This is a genomic window from Bradyrhizobium sp. (assembly GCF_049581145.1).
Classification (GTDB): Bacteria; Pseudomonadota; Alphaproteobacteria; order Rhizobiales; family Xanthobacteraceae; genus Bradyrhizobium.
The window spans coordinates 1-1,903 of record NZ_JBAURI010000174.1; the positions used below are offsets into that span (position 1 = coordinate 1).

Below are 1,903 nucleotides of genomic sequence, written 5' to 3' on the forward strand. Positions count from 1 at the left end.
CCAGAAAGCACGCATCGAGTTGGACCGCGCAGTCGGTCGAACGCTCGATGCGAATTCGATTTCGGTAGAATCAGCTCGTACCGGTGTCCAGTCCGAAACCTCGAAGCAGCCGTAGCCAAACTATGCCGGAAGAGACAGTCCTTCATCCCGCGGCACCGATCCAGTCCGCTACAGCGGGCACCGGCGGACCTCGCCGTCTGCTCATCGGCGACGACCAGCCGCACATTCTCGAAGCGTTGGAGATACTGCTTCTTCCCGAAGGATATCGTCTCTCCACAGCGCGCTCGCCCGCCCTGGTCCTCGACTGCTTCGCGCATCAAGAGTTCGACGGCGTGTTGCTCGACCTGAACTACACCCGCGACACCACTTCCGGTCTCGAGGGACTCGACCTGATCGCGGCCATTCGCGAACGCGACGCCCTGATCCCCATCATCGTCATGACCGCCTACGCGAACGTGGATCTTGCTGTAGAGGCCATGCGTCGCGGCGCCAACGACTTCGTTCAAAAGCCCTGGGACAACCCGCGCCTCCTCACCGTCCTGCGCAATCAACTCGAATTGCATCGTGCGCTCAAACGAACGCAATGGCTCGAAGCCGAAAACCGCATCCTCCGCGCGGAAGGCGCACCTGACTTCATCGCAACCGCGCCCTCCATGTATCCAGTCGTTGCCTTGATGGGACGAGTCGGCCCGTCCGACGCAAACATCCTCATCACCGGCGAGCACGGCACCGGCAAAGAAGTCGTCGCCCAAACCCTCCATCGCCTCTCTCATCGGGCCCAAAGAAATATCGTCGCGGTCAACACCGGCGCCCTCTCCGAAGGCACCTTCGAAAGCGAACTCTTCGGCCACGTGAAAGGCGCGTTCACCGACGCCCGCGTCGATCGCATTGGCCGCTTCGAGCTCGCCAACGGCGGCACGCTGTTCCTCGACGAGATTGCGAACATCCCGATTCGGCAGCAGGCTAAACTGCTCCGCGTCCTTGAAACCGGGGAGCTCGAGCGCGTAGGTTCCTCCACCACTCGCACGGTCGACGTGCGTATGCTCTCCGCCACCAACGCCAATCTTCAAGCCGAGGCGAGCGCCGGCCGCTTCCGCGACGACCTCCTCTTTCGCCTCAATACAGTCGAGATCCGGTTGCCCGCACTGCGCGAGCGGCGCGAAGACATCCCCGCTCTGGCCGCGCACTTTCTCTCTCGCTACGCCACCCGCTATCGCCGTCCGATCGAAGGCTTCGATGCGCCCGCCATGCAGGCCCTGCTCGCCTATGCGTGGCCCGGCAATGTCCGCGAACTCGATCACACCATGGAGCGTGCCGTGCTCATGGCGGGAGACTCCCGCATCCACGTCGCTGACCTCGGCTTGAACACTCAGCGAACGTCATCCCACAGTCTCGATGACCTGAGCCTCGAAGCCGTCGAATCCATCCTTATCCAGAAGGCGCTCAGTCGCTCCCAGGGAAACGTGACCCAGGCCGCCGAAGCCCTCGGTCTCAGTCGCGGCGCGCTCTATCGTCGGATGGAAAAGTATGGCCTCTAGGCCGGACCCTCCCGTCCAGCGTCAGCGGCTCTCGCTCGGCCCAACCCGACGCCGCCTCAAGTACGAGCACCGCATCCGCCTCTGGCTCACCGCCTTCACGCTACCCATGGTCGCCTGTGCGGCGCTACTTGCCTACCAACAAAGCCAGTCGCTGCTGATATCCATTGCCGCGGCCGCTTCGGTCGCAATCATTTGCGCAATTGCTTGTGCCTATTTCTTTGAGCAGCTCATTCGCCCTCTGCAGACTCTTTCGAACGTCGTCGCTGCGCTGCGCGAGGATGACTTCTCCTTTCGCGCTCGCGGAGCCAGCCGCGGAGATTCCCTCGGAGACCTGGCACTGGAGATCAACGCGCACGCAAGTACAC

The 1,903-nt window shown here is 62.6% G+C and carries 2 protein-coding genes; both read left to right on the forward strand.

Annotated features, from left to right (window positions below; all coding sequences use genetic code 11):
* Positions 1 to 122 precede the first annotated feature (122 nt).
* Complete coding sequence (locus WCB02_RS05705; protein ID WP_423956865.1) at positions 123 to 1,538, forward strand: sigma-54-dependent transcriptional regulator; 1,416 nt, start codon at positions 123 to 125, stop codon at positions 1,536 to 1,538.
* 106 nt (positions 1,539 to 1,644) lie between these two features.
* The coding region (locus WCB02_RS05710; protein ID WP_423956866.1) for a hypothetical protein at positions 1,645 to 1,903 on the forward strand (259 nt) is incomplete at its 3' end.

Excerpts from the sequence above, each read along its gene's own strand:
- WCB02_RS05705 (WP_423956865.1), top strand. The coding sequence starts at position 123 with ATGCCGGAAGAGACAGTCCTTCATCCCGCGGCACCGATCCAGTCCGCT.